This is a genomic window from Bradyrhizobium sp. (assembly GCF_019244115.1).
In the GTDB taxonomy this organism is placed as follows: domain Bacteria; phylum Pseudomonadota; class Alphaproteobacteria; order Rhizobiales; family Xanthobacteraceae; genus Bradyrhizobium.
This window is the reverse complement of record NZ_JAFATE010000485.1, coordinates 1-4855: the sequence shown is the minus strand read 5'-3', so window position 1 is coordinate 4855 and position 4855 is coordinate 1. Positions and strand designations below refer to the sequence as shown.

Genomic DNA, 4855 nt, shown 5'->3' with positions numbered 1-4855 from the left:
ACCGAGGTAAATCCCTTGGCGCGGCCTTGGGCGCCGGTGTGGCCCAGGGCGCCCTGGGTCATGATCACCTTGCCCTTTCCGCCGAGCTGGTTGACCAGTGCCTGGGTCACCGAAGCACCCATGAACTCGTTGTCGGGGGCAAGGAACGAATGAACATTGATCTGGTCGAGCGGCGCAATCAGCGTGTCCATGTCGATGACGGGGGTGCCGCCGTCGATCATCTTTTGCACGGGCTGGGTCAATGTACCGATGCCAAACGCCTGGATCGCGACAAAGTCCCATTTCTGCGAGGCCATGTTGTCGATCGCCGCGCGCTGCTTGACGGCATCGAGTTGGCCGTCGAACCAGGTGACCTCGACGTTGAACAGCTTGCCCCAGGCTTCCGCCGCCTGCTTGCCCTGGGCGCACCAGGTCGCCTGCAGGCCGGCGTTGGAGAAGGCCGCCTTCAGCGGCTTCTCGGACCGCGCCATTTCGGCTGCCAACGCTGGTATACTCAATCCGCCAAGCAGCGTCGTGGCGGCGCCGGCGGTCGCGGCCGCCTGAAGAAGGTTGCGTCTGGTGGTGGAGGATTTGTCATTCCCGGACATCGCTTGCTCCCTTGATCCATTGTTTTGACCGTCGGGCGTCGTTGGCGCGCACCGCGGAGGGGAGAAAGTCTGTCACACTCTCCGAGCCCGCGCCATCCGTGCAGTCTCAAACTTTGATCGCACAGGCCGGTTGCGGTGCGGGAAGCGGCCAAAGGGCAGGCAAATGTCGCGCGGCCTATGTCGGTACAGTATCGTGTGCGAGCACGTCTTCGATCTCGTCCAGCAGCATGCGCCAGGTTTCATCGAACTCGGCGGACCAGGCCGCGCCAAGCAGTTCGCGCAGTGTTGGCAATGACCCCGAAAAGGCGAAAAACACTTCGCGCGACGTCCCATAGGCCTCATGCGACTGCACCTCGCATACGATCATGCGGAAGGTCCCGTTGCGCTCGCCCGCAAAGTCGAGGATCGCATCGATGGCAAAGGCCAGCATCGAGCCCTTGATGTGACCGCCGGTGTCGCGCGCGAACATCGGTTCGGTTTCGGGATGCGCGCGAAACAGCCTGTCATAGACCAGCGCCGTTATGTCCGCGCAACGCTCGGTAGCCAGTTCAAAGCTGCGCCGGATCGGATGGCTCATCTCGGCGCGAGCAGGTCGCGAGATGTTAGGCGCGATCATGCCGGCGCCGGACGATGCTGTGGACGCCTGCCCAAAAAAGAAGAGCAGGGTAGCGTCCCCTGCTCGAGAAATTGTGTCGACCCTGTTTTCCCGATTTGAATTGGATGTTGGTTGACGGGCGACGCTGCTTGTGCGCGTCAGGGCTCCTCCCGAGACTTGGACCACCAGACACTCCTTGCGGAAGCCTGGGCCCAAATTCGTAGACCAACTTTTCTGTCTTGTCATCTTTTTCGGCAACGATTGTTCAAATTACCTGCACTCTAGGCAATGTTTGGGAATGTCCTCCTCTGGCTGCATATGGTTGCAGTTGGTCCAAAAAGGAGGTATCATGCGGGGGTAAGGCCGACGCGAGCAAGCTTCATTGGCCTCATCAGCCCAATCTTTGTGCGAAGATTTTTTGTCGCGCCTGCCCTTGCACAGAAGTCGATTTCAGCAGTCGCAATGAGTCGCGACGGTGATTGTCGATCAGGAGTTGCAGGCGCTGATCACCGTTCGCGAACTGGCGAACGACAGCACGGCACCGACATCCGATTCACACAAATGCGCGCCAGGCGCACGAAAACGGCGGGGAATGCTCGACTTCAACTGACTCGGATGTTAACCCAACGGCATTGGGCGAGCAGGCTTATGCGGCACCGGCTGCGAAAATTTCTTCCGATCGTTTTGATCGCATTGGCGGTGCAACTCGTTGCGCCGATCGCCGCCTGTTGGTCCGCCGCGATCGCGGCCTCCGATCCGCTCAGTTCGCTCGAGATCTGTCACAGCGATCCCACGGCGCCGCCCGGATCGACTGATCCGCACGCACAGGACGGTAGCTGTCCGATCTGCTGTCTGGCTCAGAGCCAGGCGTCATTCGACACGCCGCAGCCGGCCGCATTTTCGATTCCTCAGATCAATGCTGCACCGGTGATCTGGCGGGAGGATGCGCGAGCCGTTCTGCGATCGCGTAGTCACTCTCATGCACAGGCGCGTGCACCTCCGCGATCGGCGTGAGCTTGTGGCCGGAGACGGCCGCTCTATCGTTCCACGTCGAATCACTGTTTTCGGAGAATAGCCATGTCCACCCGTTGGGCGTGCGCGGGCCTGTCCGGGCTCGCCGTCGCGCTCGTTTGCGTCACTCAAGGCTCTGCCCACGAAATCGTCGGAAATCGCTTCTTTCCGGCCACGCTCGGAATCGATGATCCCGGCGTCAACGACGAACTTGCCCTTCCGACCGTCGACAGTTTTCACACCGGCGACAACCCGCCCGTGCGGCAGCACGACATTTCAGCCGAGTTTTCCAAGCGCATCACCGAAGATTTCGCGATCTCGTTCGGCACGGCGTACACGTTCCTCGACATGATGGATTCGACCGTGCCTGGCGCCAATGGATTCCAGAATCTCGAGACCACGTTCAAGTACCGGGTCTACAAGAATCCCGAGCATGAGTTCGTAATGTCCGTCGGTCTCACGGTCGAGTGGGGCGGGACGGGGTCGTCCAGCGTCGGTGCGGAGGCGTTCAATGTCTACACGCCGACGATCTATTTCGGCAAAGGGATGGGCGATCTGCCCGACAGCCTGTCCTGGCTTCGGCCGGCGTCGATCACCGGCCAGGTCGGCTATGCGATTCCGGGCCAGAACTCGACCACCACGGCCAGCATCGATCCTGATTCCGGCGATTTGTCCTTCGACACCGAATTTCATCCGCGCGTGCTGAACTGGGGGGGAACCATCCAGTACAGCATGCCTTATCTGAAATCGTCGGTGATCGATCTCGGGCTGCCGGATTTCATCAATCATCTCATCCCGCTGGTGGAATTCAACATGCAGACGCCGGTGGCCAACACGCTGACGTCGGGGACGCTGACGACCGGGACCATCAATCCCGGCGTCATCTGGGTCGGTAACACCTTCCAGCTCGGCGTCGAGGCGCTGATCCCGATCAACCGGCAAAGCGGCAGCAATGTCGGCGTAATCGGGCAGTTGCACTTTTTCCTCGACGACATCGATCCGCGCGGCATCGGCCGGCCGCTGTTTGGGCCCTCTACCGCCCCGGCAAGCCCCTTTGCGAGGAATTGAGCCATGCGACATCCATCTCGGATTTGGACGGCTGTCTTGGTGCTGTCGCTTGTGACAACAGAGGCGCGCGCGCACGCGTTTCTGGATCGTGCCGAACCCAAGGTCGGCAACACGGTCGCAAGCCCGCCACGCGAAGTGACGCTGTACTTCACCCAGAAGCTCGAGCCGGCCTTCTCGACCATCAGCGTCACCAACGCGGCCGGGCAGCGCATCGACAGCGGCAAGGCGCGCGTTAGCGGCAGCCAGATGTCGATTTCGCTGAAACCCGGCGGCAATGGCACCTACCATGTGAACTGGCGCGTGCTCTCGGTCGACACCCACACGACCGATGGCAACTTCACGTTCCAGGTCGGTCAGTGAGCTGGTCGGAGGCAGGACTAGGCGACGGCCTGATCGCCGTACGCGCGGTACACTTTGCCGCAACGGCGAACACGCTCGGGGCGCTGATCTTTCGCAGCCTCATCGCCGAGCCTGCCTTTGGGGCCACGCCGGAAGCGGTCCCGGTGCTCGCCGCGCAGATCCGCAAGTTGGCATGGACGAGCTTGGTCATTGCCGTGCTGACGGGGCTCGGCTGGCTGCTGCTGGAGACCATGCAGATCACAGGTCTTTCCTTGTGGGACGCGCTGACGCAGGAGGGCCTCTCGACCGTGGTCGAGGTGACGCAATTCGGGCAGGTTACCGTGGTCCGCCTGGCATTGGCCGTGCTACTGGCCATCAGCCTCGCGGGCGAGCGGGTCTGGCCGGTGCGCCGGTTGACGCTGGTCTCCGCGCTGGCGTTTACCGGCGCCATTGCCTGGACCGGGCATGCCGGCTCGACCGCAGGCGATCTCGGGATCCTGCACCTCGTCTCGGACGTCCTGCATCTCTGGGCCGCTTCAGCCTGGATCGGTGGCCTCCTGCTGCTGATGTCCTTGCTCAATTCGAGTGCGCGCCATCAGTCTGCCGCCTGGCGCAAGCTGGAGCAGAATGCCGTCAGCAGGTTTTCGCTCCTTGGCATTGTTGCGGTATCGACGCTCGTGCTGTCCGGCGCGATCAATGCCTGGATCATCGTCAGGAGCTGGCAGGTGCTGCTGGCCACCGCCTATGGCCAGCTTCTGCTGGTCAAGATGGCGGTCGTCGCCCTGATGGTCGCGTTTGCCTGCGTCAACCGGCTTTGGCTTACGCCGCAGCTCGCCGCAACGGCGGCCGCGGATGCGTCACTGCAGCTGGCCCGAAACAGCGGAATCGAGTTTGCGCTGGGGCTTGCCGTCTTCGCCATCGTGGGTGCGCTCGGCCTCCAGCATCCCATGATACACCCCTAAATTCCTTCGACTGGAGCTATACGAAATGAACATCCGCAATCGCATATTCAAGCCGCTCGCCGGCCTTGCCATGCTCGCTGTCATGATGAGCTCTCTGTTGGGGGCGCCGGCTCGCGCCGAGGAGGTCAAGGCCGGCGATCTCGTCATCAGCCAGGCCTGGAGCCGCGCCACGCCGCGCGGCGCCAAGACCGGCGGCGGCTTTCTCGCCATCGAGAACAAGGGCAGTGCGCCCGACCGCTTGGTTGCCGTGTCCGGCGATTTCGCCGGCAAGATCGAGGTGCACGAGATGGCGG

8 protein-coding genes are annotated in these 4855 nt (G+C 62.2%); 6 read left to right on the top strand and 2 right to left on the bottom strand.

Annotated elements, in window-relative coordinates:
- Together JOZ76_RS21335 and JOZ76_RS38310 are read right to left on the bottom strand one after the other, a co-directional pair.
- Nucleotides 1-587: sugar ABC transporter substrate-binding protein (locus tag JOZ76_RS21335; protein WP_291701543.1), on the bottom strand; the 587-nt coding region annotated here is incomplete at its 3' end.
- Between the two features lie 175 nt (nt 588-762).
- Complete coding sequence (locus tag JOZ76_RS38310; protein WP_366938604.1) at nt 763-1440, bottom strand: globin; 678 nt, start codon at nt 1438-1440, stop codon at nt 763-765.
- A 217-nt stretch (nt 1441-1657) separates the two neighbouring features.
- Between JOZ76_RS38310 and JOZ76_RS21325 the strand changes: the two genes are divergently transcribed.
- From JOZ76_RS21325 to JOZ76_RS21300, 6 genes are all read left to right on the top strand, one after another.
- Complete coding sequence (locus tag JOZ76_RS21325) at nt 1658-1792, top strand: hypothetical protein (RefSeq protein ID WP_291701553.1); 135 nt, start codon at nt 1658-1660, stop codon at nt 1790-1792.
- The gene (locus JOZ76_RS21320; protein ID WP_366938603.1) at nt 1744-2196 is read left to right on the top strand and encodes a DUF2946 family protein; all 453 of its coding nucleotides are present in this window, start codon (nt 1744-1746) and stop codon (nt 2194-2196) included. Before JOZ76_RS21325 ends, JOZ76_RS21320 begins: the two co-directional genes overlap by 49 nt.
- A gap of 63 nt (nt 2197-2259) precedes the next feature.
- Complete coding sequence (locus JOZ76_RS21315) at nt 2260-3261, top strand: hypothetical protein (protein ID WP_291701541.1); 1002 nt, start codon at nt 2260-2262, stop codon at nt 3259-3261.
- Between the two features lie 39 nt (nt 3262-3300).
- Nucleotides 3301-3621 carry a copper resistance CopC family protein gene (locus tag JOZ76_RS21310; protein WP_291701547.1) on the top strand — a complete coding sequence of 107 codons (321 nt, stop codon included), beginning with the start codon at nt 3301-3303 and terminating at the stop codon, nt 3619-3621.
- A complete protein-coding gene (gene copD, locus JOZ76_RS21305) occupies nt 3618-4562 on the top strand; it encodes a copper homeostasis membrane protein CopD (protein ID WP_291701540.1) in 945 nt (314 codons plus the stop codon). The genes JOZ76_RS21310 and copD overlap by 4 nt, the downstream gene beginning before the upstream one ends.
- 70 nt (nt 4563-4632) lie before the next feature.
- Nucleotides 4633-4855, top strand: a 223-nt coding sequence (locus JOZ76_RS21300; RefSeq protein WP_291701545.1) for a copper chaperone PCu(A)C, incomplete at its 3' end; no start/stop codon positions are given.

Coding starts and splice junctions, on each gene's coding strand:
- JOZ76_RS21315 (WP_291701541.1), top strand. CDS start 2,260: ATGTCCACCCGTTGGGCGTGCGCGGGCCTGTCCGGGCTCGCCGTCGCG.
- JOZ76_RS21320 (WP_366938603.1), top strand. CDS start 1,744: ATGCGCGCCAGGCGCACGAAAACGGCGGGGAATGCTCGACTTCAACTG.